The sequence below is a fragment of the Runella salmonicolor genome (assembly GCF_024158025.1).
GTDB lineage: Bacteria > Bacteroidota > Bacteroidia > Cytophagales > Spirosomataceae > Runella > Runella salmonicolor.
Genome location: NZ_JAMZEL010000005.1, coordinates 338,373 through 357,142, shown reverse-complemented (window position 1 = coordinate 357,142; position 18,770 = coordinate 338,373). Strand labels below are relative to the sequence as shown.

The following is an 18,770-nucleotide window of genomic DNA, read 5'->3' as shown; positions in this document are numbered from 1 at the left end:
TGGGAAATCAGCAACACTAAAACTGGTCATTATGAAACAAATAACGTTGAGTGTCCCCGATCGTGAATACACTTTTTTTATCAAGGTGATCAAAGCATTCAGTTTTGTAAAAATTGAAAAAACAAAAACCGTAAAAGAGTGTGTGCCAACGCCTGAACAATTGGAATGGGTCGAGGGACTGAAATCGGCATTGGAAGAAGTAGAAGAACATCAGCAGGGAAAAAAACAACTTCAATCTGCACGGGACTTTTTAAGGGAACTTAAAGAAGAGCAGATATGAACATCATTATCTCAGAAAGATGTAAAAAGGAACTTAGACAACTATCCAAAAAGTATCGCTCTGTAATCAATGATTTTGAAGCATTAGATAGAATCATTGGAACAAAACCCGTTCCAAGGTTCGCCGCTTGGTAAAAATTGCTACAAGGTTAGGATGAGCATTGCTTCCAAAAATCAGGGAAAGTCAGGCGGGGCCCGCGTTATTACCTGTGTCAAAATTATTAATGATGTTGTGTATCTTCTTTCAGTATATGACAAAAGTGAGAAGGATGCCATTGACGAAAAAGAATTGGATAGCTTAATCAAAATGGCGGGAATTTGAGTTTGATAGATATCAGCACTTATTTTTACGCTACGCCATGCCCGAACTTCCCGAAGTTGAAACCTATCGACGCTATTTTGAAGCCACCTGTCTTCACCAGCCCATCGAAGCCATCGATGTAGAAGACCGAAAACTCCTCACCACCGATTACGCTACGCTTACCGAAACGCTTATTGGCCAGACCTTTGTCAGTACCAAACGTGTCGGAAAAAATCTCTTTATTTATACCAACGGCGGCTCGACGCTCCACATGCACTTTGGCATGACGGGCGATTTGGAGTATTATCATTCGTCGCTCGACCGGCCGCGCCATGCGCGGATTCTGTTTATTTTTAAGTCAGGATTCAATTTGGGGTTTATCTGTCCGCGCAAATTTGAGCGTATCGGCTTGGTAGAAGGCGTAGATGCTTATCTCAAAAAGAAGAAAATCGCACCCGACGCGCTTGACATAAGTTTAGAGGAGTTGACGTACAACATCAGAAAACGCAAGAGTTTTATCAAACCCGTTTTGCTTGACCAAAGTACGGTGGCGGGCATTGGTAACTGGATTGTGGATGAGGTACTGTTTCAGGCGAAAATTCATCCTGAAATGTTGAGTAACCAATTGAATGACAGTGAAATCGGACGTATTTTCAGCGCTACGCGGTATGTGCTCGAAACGGCTATTGAGCACGAAGCCAACTACGGACGTTTCCCCCAACATTTTCTGATTCACTCCCGAGAATGGGATGTATCTCCTTATGAAGATGCTGGGCGTCACAAACGCTGCCCGTGCGATAAAGTAGAAACTGAACATATGCAAGTAGGAGGGCGCACCACGTATTATTGCCCTGAGTGTCAGGTTTTAAGATAAATCGGGAGAAATGTCCAGTATAACTCGATATTTTTTTGAAATAGCTTGGTAATTTTTCTCGAAACCGCTATTTTTGCACTCCATTTTTGGAAAAAACTGTTTTAATCGAAAATAACATGTACGCAATCGTAGAAATCGCGGGACAGCAATTTAAAGTTGAAGAGGGCCAACAAATCTTTACCAATCGTTTGGAAGGAGATGTGGACGCTGCGCTCGTATTTGAAAAAGTATTGTTGGTGGATAACGAAGGAACCATCAGCATTGGCGCACCGACGGTAACCGGTGCCAGTGTAAAAGCCACAATCGTTGAGCACCTTAAAGGTGAAAAAGTGATTGTTTTCAAGAAAAAACGTCGCAAAGGCTACGTGAAGAAAAACGGTCACCGTCAGTCATTAACGAAAGTGAAAATTGACGCAATCGTCGGCTAATTACTTAATTAATCGCATCTTAAAATTTTAAAATACCCAAAGAAATGGCACACAAGAAAGGTGTAGGTAGTTCGAAAAACGGTCGTGAATCGGAAAGTAAACGCCTTGGCGTTAAAATCTACGGTGGCCAGCCTGCTACAGCCGGTAACATCATCGTGCGTCAGCGTGGTACTAAATACCACCCAGGCCGCAACGTAGGTGTTGGCCGTGACTATACGTTGTTTGCATTGGCAAACGGTACAGTGAAATTCTCTCGCGGACGTGACAACAAGTCATTCGTTCACATTGAATTGCCTGAACTAGCCGAAGCATAAGCATTATTTACAGAAGAAACTTGGCATAAACCCGTCTGAATTTATTCGGACGGGTTTTTTGCTGAAAAACAATTTTTCTGCTCACCGAAAACTGTTTACGGCCAACTGCTATTATATGCAACTCCGCGTCGCTCCCGAAAATCCGTTGGAATGGCTGGCCCTGAAAACCAATCAGGTGCCCATTCCGCTGTTGCACGTTCAGATGTATTTTATCATGGCCAAAGCCGTGATGGAAGCGGCGGACGCGGGCGTGTTTGATGCCATTCATCAGGGAAAAAATACGTCGGAGACCATTGCCAAAGCCTGCCATTTACATCCGAGACCTACTGCACAATTGCTGACATTGTTGGTGTCGATGGAGTATCTGTCATTTGATAATGACCAATTTCGCTTAACGTCGATGGCCCAAAAATGGATTGTATCAGAAAGTCCTCATTCGGTACATGCCATTGCGGTTTATAATAATCGTGTAGCTTGGGATTGGGTAAGCAATTTAGGGAATTATCTTCGCACCGGACAAGGAATGGAGTCGCATGAGGTATTTGACGAAAAACAATGGCAGTTGTATCAGGATGCTATGCAATCGGTGGCCAAGTCGGAGGTAAGGGAGTTTGAAAAAAGAGTGCCCATTTCCAAAAAAGCAACGCGTTTGCTGGATATTGGCGGGGCCAACGGTCAATATGCCGCTGCTCTCTGTCGTAAATTGCCTAATCTGGAAGCGGTCATTCTGGATTTGCCCGAAGCTATTGAGAAGTCATCGCTTCCAACTGATGTTCAGAGTCAAATTACGTATCAGGCAGGAAACGCGTTGATGGATGATTTTGGGGAAAACCAGTACGATGCCGTTCTTTTGTCAAATGTGGCCCACCATTTTACGGAGGCGCAAAATCAAGAACTAACCGCTCGGGTAGCGCGTAGTTTGCGCAAAGACGGCATTTTTATTGTCAATGAATTTATTCGTCCTGCGTTGGATAGTACGCCCGAATTAGTGGGCAGTTCAAGTAGCCTATTTTTTGGGCTGACCAGCACGTCGGGAAATTGGACAGTGCAAGAAATTCAGGCGTGGCAAAGGGCCGCAGGATTGAAAATATATAAAACGATTCGATATTTTACCATCCCCGGAATGGCGATGGTGATTGCAAAAAAAAGTTAATAAAATGGCATTTGAAAGAAACGAATATCCTAAAAAAAGGACAATTCATACCACAAAACCCGTGGATAAAACGCGGGAGAAAGAACTGGTTTTCGGTACTCAGCCGGTGATTGAAGCACTAAAGGCAGGACAGGAAATTGACAAAATAATCGTGTTTCGGGAGCAAAGTTTTGCCGACATTCTGGAAATGGCCATTGAGCGGGGTATTCCCGTTCAGCGCGTTCCGATGGAAAAGTTGAACCAGATTACGCGTAAAAATCATCAGGGTGTTATTGCCTTTGTATCGGCTATCCGTTATGTATCGCTGCATAATATATTGGCAGGCATTTTTGAAAAAGGCGAAGTGCCATTGTTATTAATGCTAGACCGAATTACGGATGTGCGCAATTTCGGAGCCATTGCCCGTTCAGCAGAGTGCATGGGCGTTCATGCAATTGTCGTTCCGATGCGTGGGGCGGCTCAAATCAATAGCGACGCCATCAAAACTTCCTCGGGCGCGCTGAGTCACTTGCCTGTTTGTCGTGAAAATAATTTGATGGACACCGTACAGTACTTGCAGGACAGCGGGGTGCAGGTCATTGCCTGTACCGAAAAAGCCGCCCAGATTTTGACCAATGTTGATTTCACAACGCCCACGGCCATCATCATGGGCTCGGAAGAAGACGGGGTTTCGCCTGAACTGATTCGCCGGTCGAATATGAATATCAAAATTCCGATGAAAGGTAAAGTTGCGTCGCTGAATGTATCGGTAGCGGCGGGAATGGTGATTTATGAAGCTGCGCGGCAGCGGATGCAAGAGATTGTTTAAAATAAAAACAGTTCACAGCCAGAGGTTCTCCTCACTGTGAACTGTTTTCTAAAAGCCCAGTCCGTTTATTCAAAATAATTCAACGGACGGTGCCCTTCGCGTTCTAGAATCTGGTCGCGTTTGAATATATCTAAGTCTGATTCAATCATTTCTTTCACCAAAGCAGGCAAATCATATTTAGGAATCCAGCCTAATTTTGTATTTGCCTTGGTGGGGTCGCCAATGAGCAATTCTACTTCGGTAGGACGGAAATAACGCGGGTCAATTCCTACCACTTCTTTTCCAATCGGCAGTTGATAATCGGGGTTGTTGCATTTAGAAACAATTGCTTTTTCGTCAACGCCTTCGCCCACAAACTCAAGTTCAATGCCTACTTCATCAAATGCCATACGCACAAAATCGCGGATGCGGGTTGTGACTCCAGTGGCAATTACAAAATCCTCGGGCGTATCCTGCTGGAGCATCAGCCACATGGCTTCTACATAATCTTTGGCGTGGCCCCAGTCGCGTTGCGCGTCTAGATTGCCCAAAAATACTTTTTCCTGTAAGCCCAAGGCAATCCGCGCCACGGCACGGGTGATTTTACGGGTCACAAACGTCTCTCCGCGCAAAGGCGATTCGTGGTTGAACAAAATCCCGTTGACGGCGTACATGTTGTAAGCTTCGCGGTAATTGACCGTTATCCAATATCCGTACAACTTGGCAACGGCATACGGAGAACGTGGGTAAAAAGGGGTGGTTTCTGACTGTGGAACGGCTTGTACTAAGCCATATAGCTCAGAAGTAGAAGCCTGATAGATACGCGTTTTTTGCGTCATACCCAACAAACGAACGGCCTCCAAAATACGCATAGTACCCAACCCATCCACTTGTGCGGTATATTCTGGTTCTTCAAAACTGACGCGGACATGTGACTGTGCCCCAAGGTTATAAATCTCATCGGGCTGAATTTCCTGAATCAAGCGAATGATATTGGTAGAATCAGAGAGGTCGCCGTAGTGAAGAAAAAGACGAACGTCGGTTTCGTGCGGGTCGGCATAAAGGTGGTCAATCCGCTGGGTATTAAACAAAGAACTCCGGCGCTTGATACCGTGTACTTCGTATCCCTTTTGTAGTAAAAATTCGGCCAGATAAGCACCATCTTGACCCGTAATCCCTGTAATTAGTGCGCGTTTTCTCATATAGAATTATTGAACAACGAAACAGCAAACTTAGCTATTTTACCATTAAACTTTTCTTTAAATCAATCTTTTCAGCCAAAATGACCGCACTCTCGTAACGGCTGCGTACCTGTTGCAGATAACGTTCTGCTTCCAAACGCGTCATAAAATCGCCGATTCTGACGCGATAAGTGGGTTGACTGTAGACCAAGTAGGGGTTTAATTCTGGGAAAGTTTGATAGGTAAACAAGCGCGCATCGTCGGCTTCTTTGCGCGTATTACCTACGTAAATTTGAATACGATACCCCGAAGCGAAACGAATGGCGCGATTTTTGGAAGCGATGGTGTCCACTACGGCATCCAATTTACGATTTACGTGCAGCGGTTGGTCCGACAAAACCCGTTTTACTTCGGGTTTTTTGGCCGTTTCGACAGGGGCTGATTCTTTGTATTTTGGCCTTACTGCAGACAAATCCTCGTCGTAATTGCTGTAAGCATCAACGGTGGTGGAGCGTACAGGTTTGGAAGATGCACAACCCATGAAAACAGACCCCGAAATGAGCAGTAAGACAAAAAATTTCAAGTTCATTGGAAGCGAAGGAAAAATGAATGTTTAGGTCCAAAATCGCCCAGAATTGCGCTGGTGTGATTGGAAAACAAAGTTATAGATTCTGGATGATTCTTTCATTTTTTCTCTAATAAGAGCGTCACTTTGTTGAAATCGGCCGCAGCATTGATAATCTTCTGGAAAATTTCGTACGTTTCAAGCGGTTGTAAAACCTGTTTGTAGTACTCATCAATCGTGACGGTCAATAAATTTCCTTCCATTTTATAATCAGACACAAAACCCATGATAGGCTCGGCCTTACCATCGGTAATAGAACGCTTTAGGCTTTCTAAGCCGCTTACTTTATAACCTTCTGGAATCCGAATCTTCATCACACGTTTGTACGAGTGAGCATTGCCCATATCAATCGAAAACTGACGGGCGCCTTCGTTGTACATTTCAACCTGTGGCCCAATCAACTCGCCTACTTTAAATAAATACTTTTTGCCAGCGCGCTCCAAAACGCTTTTAAGTACCATATCGGTAGATAAAATAAACGGTTTAAATACTTCGTCGCTGTTGAGATTGGTATTTTTGATTTGGACGTTGGAGTAGGTTACATCAGGCTTGAGTGTCGATTTGATGATTTCATTGGTCAGGTTTTTGCGCTCTTCTTCGGCTTTTACAAAATGATAGTAAGGGCGCAATTGTGCCGCCTGATGCCCCGTCATTTGGCGAGTTACTTTCCCCTGAACCTGATCCATAGCGGGAGAAAAAGATACCTCCATGGCCAAGTCGTCGTGGTTGTCGGCGATTGTGGAAAAAGGAATGAGCCGAATTTCTCCTTCGGGAATTGTTTCGGTGCCCGCTTTTTTCTTTTTGATAAAGAGCGCGTAGTTCCCTTCCATAAATTGGTCAATCATGCCGTACCGCAAAATAGGACTGCCAGGATCAAGAAACTTTTTTGTGGTGGGGAAATAGAGTAAATATTCATCCAAAAAACTCCAAGAGTCAAATTCTTTGTCAAAAACCGCACTGGCACGACTGGTTCCTACGACAATCTCGTACGGAATATTGAGCGACTCCAAGGCCGTGATGTACAGGCGCATCATGCCTGCTTTGGATGCGTATTGCTTTTGTAAAATAGCGGAGGCCGTTTCGGCATCTTCCTCTTCTTTGACTGCAATGTTGGTTTTGGCGTAATTTTCAAATTTCTTAATCGCAATTTCTGGCGCAAGTCCTTTGATTTTTTCCTTGACCAATACCGCATCTACGGCCTTTTTAGACTCTTCGAGGCCCGTTCTTAAATAATCAAAAAACGTTTCGGCGGCACTTTGCCACGTATACAGTCGTTCTTCGCCTCGGCTGAGGTTGTACGATAATTTATAATCAGCTCGTACCAAATTGGCCTTTATGTTGGCGTATTTTTCTTCGTGAATGGGTTTTAGATTATTAACCAAAACGGTGGTGGTTCGTTTTTCATTCAAGGTGTCCGTCCCAATGGCAGCGGGTGCATTGTATACTTTGGCCTCAAATTGTAGGTAAGAAGGCGTAATGATTTTCAACTCAGAGCTACGAACGGGAATGTCGCTTTGCAGGATTTCGGAACCAAAAAGCGTGCTGTTACGTCTGAACAGGCTGATGTATTCCAATTCTCCGCCCGCTTCTATGCCTTCAACGGCCAGAATTTTATATACACGGCCCTGTTCTTCCAATTCTTTTACGGCTTCCAGCCCGACTTCCTTGATGGTGCCGTTTTTGCTGATACTTCGGGCTTTCAGATAAAGGAGGTCATTGGTATTGGGAACAGGAAGGATGATTTTGTTGTACATTTCAATGGCTTTGGAGTCATTGATACGAATCCGCTTATAAATTCCCTGAATGCAGGAAAACTGCCCCAGCGAATCAAACGTATATTCGATAAAAAGTTGATTTTTGAGCACTACGCCCGACTCACTTTGTTCGGCTTCGGTGAGGGTAGCAAGCGTGGGGTCAACTTTTTGATTGGCAATGATTTTCTTAAAGGCAACGTCTTGGGCGTATGATGTGGCGGTGATCAGGATAAGGGCTATCCAAAAGAAATGTTTCATAAATGCGTATGAACTGCTCAATTGTTCTATTTTTTTATCAATCTTACTATCTTTCTTTCAACTATCCAACCCAAACGAATGATTTGCTCAGTTATTGTTTTTGTTAAAAACCCGATTTTAGGTAAAGTGAAGACGCGGGTGGCGGCTAGTGTAGGCAATGAAAAAGCCGTAGAGGTATACGTCGAGTTGCTTAAACATACCAAAAATGTCATGAAGGAATGGGTAAGTGAGGCCGTTGGGTCTACCCAAAAACTGGTTTGTGTTTACTACGGGGATTTTATCAACCACGATGACCTGTGGAATGAACCTTTTTTTGAGAAAAAATTACAATGTCAAAGCAGTGATTTAGGCGACCGAATGAAAGCGGCATTTGCAACGGAATTGAAAACCGCTGACCGTATCGTTATTGTAGGAAGTGATTGTTTGGCCATTCGGCCTGAGCATTTATCAAAGGCATTTGCCGCATTGGAAACCCATGAGGTGGTCATTGGCCCTGCCGACGACGGAGGATATTACTTATTGGGAATGAAAAACTTGCATCGAAATTTGTTTGAAAACAAATCATGGAGTCAGCCCACGCTCTTACAAGAAACCATTGCCGATTTAGTGCAAACAAGTCCACATAACCCTGATTCTGCGAGGTATTATTTGTTAGAAACGCTGTCAGATATTGATACGTGGGAAGACTATGTAGCGGCCAAAAACCAGTGAATCAGCTTGGACAAATGAATATTTTTGTAGGCTGAAAACCCGTTTTATCTTCTCGGTTAGCTCTTTTAATTTTATTGTTAAAAAAGTGTCTTCTACACCGAAAAATCAGTTTTTGGCGAAATTTGTCGTAATAATTCCTATTTTTACCCGCTTTAAAAGCAAGCTAAACCCTAAACAACACTTCAAATGAACAATTCCCTTTTTCGAAAAAAATCATTAGAGCAAATTCTGAAAAATGCCGAAGCCGAGAGTCATGCTAGCGGCGGGATGTCAAAAATCCTTGGGGTTCGTGATTTGGTATCGATGGGAATTGCGGCGGTTATCGGAGCAGGGATTTTTTCAACGATTGGCGCTGCCGCCTATGATGGAGGGCCGGGCGTTATTTTCTTATTTGTGATTACGGCCATTACTTGTGGATTTACGGCCCTGTGTTACGCCGAATTTGCCTCCCGAGTACCCGTATCAGGAAGTGCCTATACCTATTCTTACGTCACCTTTGGCGAAGTGGTCGCTTGGATTATCGGCTGGGCGTTGATTCTAGAATATGCCATCGGCAATATCGTGGTCGCAATATCGTGGAGTAGCTATTTCGATAATATTTTACAGGGAATTGGCATTATTTTGCCGCGTTGGATGGTGACCGACACCACAACAGCCCTTAAACTTTATGAAGCAGCACAGGCAGCAGGTAAGCCGCTCGAAAATCTGGCTTGGACGGCCGCTCCTATGTTGGGAGATACAAGACTGATCTTTAATTTACCCGCTTTTGTTATCGTGATTTTGGTTACGATTCTGGCTTACATCGGCATCAAAGAAAGTAAGAAAAGCGCCAACGCAATGGTAGGTTTAAAGCTCCTTGTGTTGCTGGTAGTGGTAGTAGTTGGGGTGTTTTTTATCAATACCGACAACTGGACCCCATTCTTCCCCAACGAATTTGGGGGCGTGTTGAAAGGCGTATCGGCGGTGTTTTTTGCTTACATCGGTTTTGATGCCATTTCAACCACTGCGGAAGAGTGCGCCAATCCGCAGCGCGATTTACCCCGAGGAATGATTTATTCGTTGATTATTTGTACCGTGATTTACATCGTTATTGCGTTGGTTATTACGGGCATGGTCAATTATTCGGAGTTTCAGGGCGTAGCCGACCCATTGGCGTATGTATTTGATAAGATTGGTCAGCCGAAAGTAGGTTATTTTGTTTCAGTTAGTGCCGTTGTGGCGGCTACGAGTGTATTGTTGGTATTTCAGATTGGTCAGCCGCGGATTTGGATGAGCATGAGCCGCGACGGGCTGTTGCCTAAGGCCTTCAGTAAAATCCACCCCAAATACAGTACGCCCTCTTTTGCAACGATTATAACCGGTTTTTTGGTAGCGATTCCCGCGCTGTTTATGGATGCTTCTTTGGTGACCGATTTGACCAGTATCGGTACGTTGTTTGCGTTTGTGCTGGTGTGTGGTGGAGTCTTGGTGCTGCCAAGAGAAAGCCGTACGGTCAAAAAATCCTTTAGTTTACCTTACATCAATGGTCAATTTATTGTGCCTGTTTTATGGATTGTATTTGCCTTTCTTACGCGAGAAAGAATCTTTGGTGGTTTTTCGCATTTTGGCAATGAACAACATCAAGAATACCTGTTTTTGATTTTTGTATTTCTCTCTTTTGCCTTTTCTGTTTTTAGTTTTCTGCGTAAATGGTCCTTGATTCCAGTGTTGGGAGTGCTTTGTTGCAGCTACTTGATGATTGAAATTCCCGTCAATTCATGGTTTGTATTTTTTGCATGGATGGCTGCTGGACTAGTCATTTATTTCGGCTATGGATACCGTAAAAGCAAAATAGCGTAGCGAAAATCAAAAAATAAATATCCCTTAAAAACCAATAATTAGAGGTTTTTGGTAACAAAAGGAGGTGTTTTTTGTTTTTATGGAACAAATTTGGACGTACCGAAGTTATAAGAGGTACAACCAAGTATTTTTAATTTCGGAGCTTTCCGGAAAAAAATATAATGGTAGAGGTTTAGGTAGTATACAATCCATCATCCTTCCTGAGGGTGATGGATTTTTAGTTTATTAAAACCCTGCCACTGTAAAACGGTCGACCACTTCGTCGGGATGCACTTCCAACACATTGGCGAGAACCAACAATACGAGGGTTCTGGAAGCTAAATTTCGGGGAATGTTTGCAATGGTGGCAAATACATCGACCGTGACGCTTTGGTGCTGGTCTAAATGCTGCATGAGTTTACGCTCTTTTTCACCGTATCTGAACTGAACATTGCGGTCGTCGCTTTTACGGCGTAAAATCTCCCGCATTTCCCAACTGGCTTGAATAGACTTATCCGCAACGCGTACATAGGCCTTACGAACCTGATTGGTGTTTTTTTGGGGAACGTATTTTTTGCGGATAAAGGTCGTATTCACGCGTGGGTGTTCGGCTTCTTGCAACACGTAGTGCGGGCGCCCCTTGCTGGGATACACCGTAAACACCAGCACGTCGCGCTCTTCGCCGACGGGAATGCGGTCAATGGAGTATTCGATGCCAGGGGAGCAGTATTTTTCGATGGCCCGTGTCAGAAGGTACTCGTCTTCATCGACGTACTTGAGGCCTTTGATAGTGCGGTCATCGCCGATACCGATGAGGAGGCGCCCGCCGTCAGTATTGGCAAAAGCCACCACTTCTCGGACGATTTTTTCGGGGTGATTGGTTTTGAGTTTAAACTCTACCCGTTTGCCTTCACCCTGTCTGACCAATTCTTTGAGTGCCTTATAGTCCATTGGACAGGTCTTAAAATTGGAGGGACGCTTTAGACTGCCTGAGCAGTTGATAAAGCTACCAGTTTCTCCTGAAACGCCAAAGAAATCAAGATTATTTTTTTGTTGTGACGAATAATCGCTCATTTTTTTAAATATTGCGCTAATTAGAGAACAAAAAAACAATTGATATGATTCTTCACAGTGTTACTGTAAACATAGATAAGACCCTGGAGTTGGAATGGCTACAATGGATGAAAAACGTTCATATCCCCGAAATTATGGCTACCGGATTGCCGATGGGCAATAAGATATTAAAACTGTTGACTGAAATAGACAACGAAGGAACGACCTTTTCGTGTCAGTACTATTTTCAGACCATGGAAGATTATTTTACCTACGATAAACTTCACGCAAAAGAATTTCAGGATAAACATCACGTACGTTTTCTGAATAGATACGTTTCTTTCCGAACGTTGCTGGAGGAAGTATAATTTTAATTGGGGCAGTAGCGATGGGGAAGGCATTCAAGTTAATGAAAGAAGGTGGCCAAAAATCTTCTAACGTACTGAAAAAATGGCTTCGTTCTTCCTGTTTTTGGCTATTGATAACCCCTTTTTTGCTTTTTTTACTGTTGGATGTTGCGATTCCTTTTAAGGTTTCGCCGCGTTACTCAACGCTTATTGCTGCTTCAGACGGGACGATTCTGCACGCCTTTCTGAATGATGATGACAAATGGAGACTGTATACGGAGTTGGAGGAGATTACGCCAGTACTTCGACAAACTATTCTCCAAAAAGAAGACCGTTATTTTTATTATCATCCTGGATTTAACCCCGTTGCCTTAGGACGTGCTTTCCTTAAAAACACAGCGACAGGGCGACGAAGCTCGGGGGCTTCTACAATTACGATGCAAGTGGTGCGTTTGCTGGAGCCTCGCCAACGCACGTATTTGAGTAAAGCAATCGAACTTTTCAGGGCGGTACAGCTGGAACTGCACTATTCCAAGGACGAAATCCTACAACTCTACCTCAATCTGATTCCGTATGGTGGCAATATTGAAGGCATGAAATCGGCGTCATTGCTGTATTTTGGGAAACTGCCGCAGTTGCTGAGCTTGGCCGAAATCACAACGTTGACCATCATTCCTAATCGTCCTTCCAGTTTGCGATTGGGCCAAAAAAATGCTTTTATTGTTCAGGAACGAAACAAATGGCTCCGTCGATTTGAAAAAGCCGCCTTGTTTGATAAACAAGTCATTGACGATGCCGTCAACGAACCCTTGACTGCCTATCGTCGTGAGGCACCCAAGTTGGCTCCTCATTTGGCATTTCGTTTGAAAAAAGAACATCAAAATACGCCCATTATCCGAACCACCATTTTGCCGACCCGACAGGCACAGGTAGAGCAAATGACCCGAAATTATGTCAATCGACTGCAAAGTATGGATATTCACAATGCGGCGGTTATTGTGGTTAATAATGAGACCATGCGTGTAGAAGCCTACGTAGGTTCGGCTGATTTTAATAATCCGTACGACGGGGGACAGGTGGACGGTATCAGGGCGGTGCGCTCGCCGGGTAGTACCCTAAAGCCCCTGCTCTACGCCATTGCGTTTGACAAAGGAATGATTACGCCCAAGTCAGCCATCAATGATGTGTCGACCAATTTTGGTGGTTTTGAGCCAGAAAACTTTGACCGCCGGTTCAATGGCAAAGTGACGATTGAGTTTGCTTTGGCTAATTCGCTCAATATTCCTGCCGTGAAGGTGTTAAAGGAATTGACTCCGAGTGTTTTGATTGGTTATCTGAAAAAATCAGATTTTCAAACGGTGAAAAAACAGTCCAAAGACTTGGGGCTTTCCATGATTTTGGGCGGTTGCGGAGTCACGTTGGAAGAACTGACGCGCCTTTTTACAAGTTTTGCCAATGGAGGAAAAATATACGGTTTAAATTATTCGACAGATGCCAAAAAATCAAAAGGAGAAGTGCTGGTTTCTCCCGAATCGGCGTATTTGATTAACGGGATTTTAACCCAAATTACCCGACCTGATTTGCCCAACAATTTTGATAACACCTACCATTTGCCGCGTATTGCGTGGAAAACAGGGACTTCTTACGGTAAAAAAGACGCTTGGAGCATTGGCTACAACCGTCGTTATACTGTCGGTGTTTGGGTGGGAAATTTTTCGGGTGTGGGCGTGCCCGAACTCAACGGGGCCAACATTGCCACCCCGCTGCTGTTTGATGTCTTCAACGCCATCGATTATAATTCGCCCACGGGATGGTTCAAACCGACCACCGATATTACGCGCCGAAAAGTATGCGCCGAAAGTGGGGATTTGCCCGCTGAATTTTGCACGCATCAGGTCTTGGATTATGCCATTATGGGCATTTCGCCAACACGCAGATGCCAACATTCGAAATGGGTATTGACCGATAAAAACGCTGAGATTTCGTACTGCACTCAGTGTCTTCCCGACAGCGGCTACGTGCGAAAATTATACCCCAATATGGCCCCCGAATTAATTGCGTACAATGAATTAAATCATATTCCTTTTCAACGAATTCCGCCGCATAATCCGAAATGTACCAGAGTGTTTGAGGTAGGTGCCCCCGTGATTACGAGTCCGAATGATGGGAGTGAATACTTTCTCGAAAATCAGGAGTTACAGTTGGCCTGTCAGGCCAGCAATGACGTGCGGGAAGTCTACTGGTACATCAATGATAAATTGATTCAAAAAGCAAACCCACAGGCTGCTTTGTTTGTAAAGCCACCTGTGGGTAAGGTAAAAATATCCTGTAGCGACGATAAAGGCCGAAACGTGGACGTATTTATAAAAGTGCTGAGTCGCTAGAAGTATTACTCTTCTGCAATTTCAGCCCCTTCTAGATTATAGTTTAATTCATAGATGTTATCAGCATTGAGTTTCATCACGCCGCGTAGGGTATGCCGTTCGTCGGTTTTGAATTTACGTCCGTTTTTCTTAAACTTCAAGCCAACCACTGATTCTGGACCTGCCCCGCCGCAGAAGAAACACGCGCTAAACGGAAAGGCCGAAAGAGCGTATAAGTTTGATTCTACGTCAATCGGCAAAATATACCCTGTCAACAGTACTTCTTTACCATTGAGTTTATTGACATTCGGTCCAAATGTTGGGTAAAGCATGTAAACCGACTCCTCAGGGTACCATTTTTTCTTGAAAGTAACATCCCGCAGGGTTTCCCAGGTGATTTTTACGGGGTTATTTCCAGTAAGTGCCCGATAGCGAAATTTATCACCCGATTCAGATGGTTGTTCAGATTTTACAAATCCTGTGAGGACAACCGAAAACAGGACTAGGGCAGCGACTAAACTTTTCATGCGTTTATTGATTGATTGGCAACAAGTTTAATACAATTTTTAGGGTAATTATGTTCCCGATTTAGGGTTTAGTATATAAAACATGATCAATGGCAAAAATGACGCCATTGGTAGCCGTTATATCTGCTCTGACAACATTGGCTGTGGTGGCGGGGGCAGCGGTTAGCTCGTCCGCAATTTTTATCCCTGTCGCTGACTTTACAATACGGGTTACGTACACGGCATTAAACATTGGCAGGCTGCCAGAAGGCAGTGTCGGTGAAAAATACCGACTCAACGCAATGTGATACGATACTAGATTGGCCAGTGCCGCGGAAGAAACCGCCGATGAATTGATTCTTGCCAAATTGAGTCCAGCCGCCTCCATGGCTTGATTTGTGGGTACAAATAGCGTGTAGGAGGGGTCGATGGGGTTGGCTCCAGTAGAATCAGCGAATATTCTCAAACGAGTTTCGCTGGCCACGGCTTTCAAGAGAGCCGCGCGGAAAAGGCTGAATTCCGGCGTATTTTTGAGGAGTTGGCCTACGGTTTGTTGAGGAATCCGAATGAGACCGTTAATTACGTGAACGACGCCGTTTGTCGCATTCAAATCCAATTTGCTGGCTCGCGCCTGATTCAAGTACGCAATTCCATCGTTGTATGTCAAATAAAGTCTGGATTTTGACATCATGCTAACGGGATTGTGCGTGCCAAGCGCCATGCTTGTCGAAGGGTAATTGGAAGTAATGACATGGTTCGTAATCAACGCCCTGACTTGCTCGGCGGGTAAGGCCGTAATGGCCGAAGCATCTGCAAATCCTGCCGCTTTAAATCCCTCATCGGTCGGTGCAAAAAGCGTTACAGTGCTAGTTTTAAAGGCATCTTGCAAACCTGCGTGGCTGATGGCTGCACGCAGCATTCTGAGGTCGTCTTGTTCGAGTAAGATATCTGAAATGCTTTTGGGTTGTGGTTCATCCTGACTACAGCCTGCTGCTAAAAATCCTGCGAGAAAAAAAACACCAATGAGTTTTTTCATTACACTAAACAATGATTAGGTGTAAAATAAACGTTGTTAAGGCTAAAAAGTTAAAATGACCTTAGCTTTCAACCTTAATACATGTCTAAACGCTTAGAAAAGCCGAAAATTGTTGCACTTTACGCTTGCAAAAGGGCAAATTCTTTGGCAAAATACGTCAGGATAATTTTGGCTCCCGCTCTACGAATGGAAAGCAGGGTTTCGAGCATGGCGCGGTTGCCGTCCAACCACCCGTTTTGGGCCGCGGCTTTAATCATAGCATACTCACCAGATACGTTATAGGCAGCAATGGGCAAATCAAAATTTTGATTTAAGGTTTTGATAACATCCAAATACGCCAATGCGGGCTTAACCATCAGAAAATCAGCACCTTCTTCGTAGTCAAGTGCCGCTTCGATGAGGGCTTCGCGAACGTTGGCGGGGTTCATCTGATAGGTTTTCTTGTCGCCAAAACGCGGTGCAGAGTCGAGTGCATCGCGGAAAGGGCCGTAAAAAGCACTGGCAAATTTGACCGAATACGACATAATGCTGACATCGGTAAAACCTTCTGCATCCAATGCCTGACGGATATATCCAACGCGCCCGTCCATCATATCGCTCGGGCCGAGAATATCAGCCCCGGCGCGGGCTTGCGCCACGGCCATTTTTGCTAAAATATCGAGGGTTTCGTCGTTAAGGATTTTTCCATTTTTAACCAAGCCATCGTGCCCGTCGCTGCTGTATGGGTCCATCGCAACGTCGGTCATCAAGGCCAACTCTGGAAAATTATCCTTTACTGCCTTCAGCGCGTCCAGATAAAAGGTGCCTTCTCGGTAACTTTCAGTAGCGAAAGTATCTTTTTTGTCTTCTGCGTAATTAGGAAACAAATCAATGCACTTAATACCCAAATCCGTTACTTCTTTAAGTTCTTCCAACAACGTGTCGAGGGAGTATCGATAAATACCCGGCATTGATTTGACTTCACTCTTAATGCCCTGACCCTCCATGATAAACATAGGGTAAATAAGGTCATTGACCGATACGGCTGTCTCCTGTACTAAGGCTCGAATGGCCTCCGACTGTCGATTGCGACGCGGACGGCGAATGATGGGATAATTCATAACATCGAACGATTAAGATGAAATTTCTCAAGCCCGATTTTCATCAGACTTGAGAGCACTGATTTTTTTATATCTGAAAATGTGCTAACTGTACAAATTCCTGCACACGAGCCGTGATTTCCTCCTGAGTCAGTCCGACGATTCGCTCGGAGCCAAATTTTTCAACGCAAAAAGAGGCCATTGCCGACCCGTACACTATGGCACGTTTCATGTTTTCAAAACTGATGTCGTCGGTGCTGGCAAGATAACCGATAAAACCACCCGCAAATGTGTCGCCTGCGCCCGTTGGGTCAAATACATCTTCTAAAGGTAATGCAGGGCAAAAAAACACTTGGTCGCCTTGAAATAACAGTGCACCGTGTTCACCCTTCTTGATAATCAATGTTTTAGGCCCCATCGCCATGACGGTTTTGGCCGCGCGGCGCAGCGAGTAGTCGCCAGAAAGAATACGGGCTTCTTCGTCGTTGATGGTAAGTACGTCTACCATTTTCAAAACGGACTTGAGGTCATCCATGGCAATATCCATCCAAAAATTCATGGTATCAAGCATGACCAATTTTGGGCGCTTTGTAATACGTTCCAGCACCATTTGTTGAATGGCGGGGGCGGTATTGCCAAGCATCAGGTATTGACAGTCTTGGTAAGAATCAGGGATAATGGGGTCAAATTTTTCCATGACATTGAGTTGTACCTCGACAGTGTCGCGGCTGTTCATGTCGTTGTGGTATTTGCCCGACCAAAAGAACGTTTTCTCGCCCTGTTTGATTTGCAATCCCTCGGTGTCAATGCCATGTTCTTGGAGTAATCCAATCATTTCTTGGGGGAAATCGTCTCCTACAACGGCGACCAAATTGTTTTTTGTTGAAAAATAAGAAGCCGAAAGGGTGATATAAGTGGCGGCGCCGCCAATAATTTTATCCGTTTTGCCAAAAGGAGTTTCGAGCGCATCAAAAGCAACGGAACCAACCGTAAGTAAACTCATGGGAAATGTTGGGGTGTTAAATGTGGGACAAAGTGTGTTGAAAAAGCAAAAGGGATAAAACTGGTGAGTCTTATCCCTTACAATTTTATTTCATCATGAAATGATTATTCTGCTGCACTTTCGAGCAAGCCCTTAAACTTCTTCGCGTTAAGAACTTCGGACGATTGTGGATATTTTTCGATGAGATTGCCATATACTTCGATGGCCTCCTGATTCTTCTTCGCTTTTTCGTACGCAATACCTAATTTAACCATGTACATAGGTGTAAAATAGGCATTCGGCTTATAATCAACGGCTTTTTGATAATAGCTGATAGCTTCTTCTGCATTGTTTTTTTCCATGTAAGCATCGCCGATGAGCGAGTAAGCGCGAGCCTGTACCAGCAAATCAGAAGAACTAAACGATTTTAGACGCTCAATGGCTTCGTCAAATTTACCTTGTTTCAGAAGAGCAGTCCCCGCATAAAAGTTGGCCAGATTTCCCGCAGGAGTAACACTGTACTCATCAGCGATAGCCAGCAAGCCAGGGTTCCCGCCGCTACCTTTGAGGGCTTTATTGAGAGAATCAGATTCGATGGCAAATACAGGATTGAATAACACCGCCTGCGCCTGCTCGTCTTGGCTGTTCACATACCAGTGATAGCCTAACCATCCTGCCAAAGCTGCTACTATTACGCCACCTACAATAAAAAAGATATTACGGTTTTTTTCGAGGTTTTTCTCGAACTTGGTTAACTCCCCCGCTAAGCCTTCCGGGCTCTCCAAGAACTCTAAACCAGAATCTGTGTCTTTGTTGCTCATTACCATTGATTTCAAATTGGACTGCAAAATTAGGAAAACTGTTGGAAGTCAAAAAGAACTATTTATTTTTTTCGTGAATTCTATCCATTTATCACTAATT

The 18,770-nt window shown here is 44.3% G+C and carries 20 protein-coding genes; 11 read left to right on the top strand and 9 right to left on the bottom strand.

The genetic code is table 11. The annotated features are described in order from the left end of the window. Window positions 1-31 precede the first annotated feature (31 nt). The 7 genes from NCI00_RS14930 to rlmB all read left to right on the top strand — a co-directional run bounded on the left by NCI00_RS14930 (window position 32) and on the right by rlmB (window position 4,157). Entirely contained in the window at window positions 32-280 is a 249-nt protein-coding gene (locus NCI00_RS14930) for a hypothetical protein (protein ID WP_253528802.1), read from the top strand. Between the two features lie 153 nt (window positions 281-433). Continuing rightward, window positions 434-601 (top strand): type II toxin-antitoxin system RelE/ParE family toxin, encoded by a 168-nt coding sequence (locus NCI00_RS29500; RefSeq protein WP_310586776.1) that lies wholly within the window; start codon window positions 434-436, stop codon window positions 599-601. A 37-nt stretch (window positions 602-638) separates the two neighbouring features. Continuing rightward, the gene (locus NCI00_RS14920) at window positions 639-1,454 is read left to right on the top strand and encodes an Fpg/Nei family DNA glycosylase (protein WP_253528801.1); all 816 of its coding nucleotides are present in this window, start codon (window positions 639-641) and stop codon (window positions 1,452-1,454) included. Between the two features lie 116 nt (window positions 1,455-1,570). Then, window positions 1,571-1,882 (top strand): 50S ribosomal protein L21, encoded by a 312-nt coding sequence (gene rplU / locus NCI00_RS14915; protein ID WP_114070322.1) that lies wholly within the window; start codon window positions 1,571-1,573, stop codon window positions 1,880-1,882. 44 nt (window positions 1,883-1,926) lie between these two features. Then, complete coding sequence (gene rpmA / locus NCI00_RS14910) at window positions 1,927-2,196, top strand: 50S ribosomal protein L27 (RefSeq protein WP_114068013.1); 270 nt, start codon at window positions 1,927-1,929, stop codon at window positions 2,194-2,196. Window positions 2,197-2,311: 115 nt separating this feature from the next. Next, on the top strand, window positions 2,312-3,349 hold the full coding sequence (locus tag NCI00_RS14905) for a methyltransferase (RefSeq protein ID WP_253528799.1): 1,038 nt from the start codon (window positions 2,312-2,314) through the stop codon (window positions 3,347-3,349). Window positions 3,350-3,353: 4 nt separating this feature from the next. Further along, window positions 3,354-4,157, top strand: coding sequence for a 23S rRNA (guanosine(2251)-2'-O)-methyltransferase RlmB (gene rlmB, locus NCI00_RS14900; RefSeq protein ID WP_206023169.1), 804 nt, complete (start codon window positions 3,354-3,356; stop codon window positions 4,155-4,157). A gap of 65 nt (window positions 4,158-4,222) precedes the next feature. On the opposite strand, the gene gmd is transcribed toward rlmB, so the two are convergent. From gmd to NCI00_RS14885, 3 genes are all read right to left on the bottom strand, one after another. After that, window positions 4,223-5,338 (bottom strand): GDP-mannose 4,6-dehydratase, encoded by a 1,116-nt coding sequence (gene gmd / locus NCI00_RS14895; RefSeq protein WP_166556449.1) that lies wholly within the window; start codon window positions 5,336-5,338, stop codon window positions 4,223-4,225. A 34-nt stretch (window positions 5,339-5,372) separates the two neighbouring features. Continuing rightward, entirely contained in the window at window positions 5,373-5,906 is a 534-nt protein-coding gene (locus NCI00_RS14890) for an SPOR domain-containing protein (protein WP_114462394.1), read from the bottom strand. A 95-nt stretch (window positions 5,907-6,001) separates the two neighbouring features. Further along, window positions 6,002-7,954, bottom strand: a complete 1,953-nt coding sequence (locus NCI00_RS14885) for a DUF3857 domain-containing protein (RefSeq protein ID WP_253528797.1) — start codon at window positions 7,952-7,954, stop codon at window positions 6,002-6,004. Window positions 7,955-8,032: 78 nt separating this feature from the next. On the opposite strand from NCI00_RS14885, the gene NCI00_RS14880 reads away from it, so the two are divergent. Both NCI00_RS14880 and NCI00_RS14875 read left to right on the top strand, forming a co-directional pair. Further along, a complete protein-coding gene (locus NCI00_RS14880) occupies window positions 8,033-8,665 on the top strand; it encodes a TIGR04282 family arsenosugar biosynthesis glycosyltransferase (RefSeq protein ID WP_253528796.1) in 633 nt (210 codons plus the stop codon). Between the two features lie 186 nt (window positions 8,666-8,851). Then, complete coding sequence (locus NCI00_RS14875; protein ID WP_253528794.1) at window positions 8,852-10,504, top strand: amino acid permease; 1,653 nt, start codon at window positions 8,852-8,854, stop codon at window positions 10,502-10,504. Window positions 10,505-10,729: 225 nt separating this feature from the next. Here the strand turns inward: NCI00_RS14875 and NCI00_RS14870 are convergent, their stop codons facing one another. Further along, complete coding sequence (locus tag NCI00_RS14870; protein WP_253528939.1) at window positions 10,730-11,434, bottom strand: AlbA family DNA-binding domain-containing protein; 705 nt, start codon at window positions 11,432-11,434, stop codon at window positions 10,730-10,732. A 167-nt stretch (window positions 11,435-11,601) separates the two neighbouring features. Here NCI00_RS14870 and NCI00_RS14865 point away from each other — a divergent pair, with 167 nt between their 5' ends. Then, window positions 11,602-11,904, top strand: a complete 303-nt coding sequence (locus tag NCI00_RS14865) for a DUF4286 family protein (RefSeq protein WP_166556453.1) — start codon at window positions 11,602-11,604, stop codon at window positions 11,902-11,904. A 20-nt stretch (window positions 11,905-11,924) separates the two neighbouring features. Continuing rightward, a complete protein-coding gene (gene pbpC, locus NCI00_RS14860) occupies window positions 11,925-14,267 on the top strand; it encodes a penicillin-binding protein 1C (RefSeq protein WP_253528792.1) in 2,343 nt (780 codons plus the stop codon). A gap of 5 nt (window positions 14,268-14,272) precedes the next feature. On the opposite strand, the gene NCI00_RS14855 is transcribed toward pbpC, so the two are convergent. The 5 genes from NCI00_RS14855 to NCI00_RS14835 form a co-directional block, all read right to left on the bottom strand. Next, a complete protein-coding gene (locus NCI00_RS14855) occupies window positions 14,273-14,773 on the bottom strand; it encodes a DUF3299 domain-containing protein (protein ID WP_166556454.1) in 501 nt (166 codons plus the stop codon). 61 nt (window positions 14,774-14,834) lie between these two features. After that, on the bottom strand, window positions 14,835-15,788 hold the full coding sequence (locus NCI00_RS14850) for a fasciclin domain-containing protein (RefSeq protein ID WP_253528790.1): 954 nt from the start codon (window positions 15,786-15,788) through the stop codon (window positions 14,835-14,837). Window positions 15,789-15,907: 119 nt separating this feature from the next. Further along, window positions 15,908-16,888 carry a porphobilinogen synthase gene (gene hemB, locus NCI00_RS14845; protein ID WP_166556456.1) on the bottom strand — a complete coding sequence of 327 codons (981 nt, stop codon included), beginning with the start codon at window positions 16,886-16,888 and terminating at the stop codon, window positions 15,908-15,910. Between the two features lie 67 nt (window positions 16,889-16,955). Next, window positions 16,956-17,870, bottom strand: coding sequence for a PfkB family carbohydrate kinase (locus tag NCI00_RS14840; RefSeq protein ID WP_166556457.1), 915 nt, complete (start codon window positions 17,868-17,870; stop codon window positions 16,956-16,958). A 104-nt stretch (window positions 17,871-17,974) separates the two neighbouring features. Further along, on the bottom strand, window positions 17,975-18,670 hold the full coding sequence (locus NCI00_RS14835; RefSeq protein ID WP_253528788.1) for a tetratricopeptide repeat protein: 696 nt from the start codon (window positions 18,668-18,670) through the stop codon (window positions 17,975-17,977). Window positions 18,671-18,770 lie beyond the last annotated feature (100 nt).